The sequence below is a fragment of the Bradyrhizobium sp. MI1.7 genome, assembly GCF_055811795.1.
On the sequence record NZ_JBVVPO010000257.1, the window covers coordinates 1 to 491 of the forward strand.

Annotated in this window: 1 protein-coding gene; it reads left to right on the top strand. The window is 62.1% G+C overall.

Features of this window, described 5'->3' with window-relative positions:
- A partial coding sequence (locus tag AC0L3X_RS47430) for a chemotaxis protein CheW (RefSeq protein ID WP_473317655.1) occupies window positions 1-491 on the top strand: 491 nt, incomplete at both ends.

Below are 491 nucleotides of genomic sequence, written 5' to 3' on the forward strand. Positions count from 1 at the left end.
GTCGGCATGGACGTGGTGCGCACCAATATCGACCAGATCGGCGGCACCATCGACATCAAGTCGGTGGCCGGCGAGGGTTCCTCCGTCACCATCAAGATCCCGCTGACCTTGGCCATCGTCTCGGCGCTGATCGTCGAGGCCGCCGGCGACCGTTTTGCAATCCCGCAGCTCTCGGTCGTCGAGCTTGTCCGTGCCCGCGCCAACAGCGAGCACCGCATCGAGCGCATCAAGGACACCGCGGTGCTCAGGTTGCGCAACAAGCTCTTGCCGCTGATCCACCTCAAGAAGCTGCTCAAGATCGACGACGGCGCGGCCAGCGATCCCGAGAACGGTTTTATCGTGGTGACCCAGGTCGGCAGCCAGACCTTCGGCATCGTGGTCGACGGCGTGTTCCACACCGAAGAGATCGTGGTGAAGCCGATGTCGACGAAGCTGCGTCACATCGACATGTTCTCCGGCAACACCATTCTGGGCGATGGCGCTGTTATCAT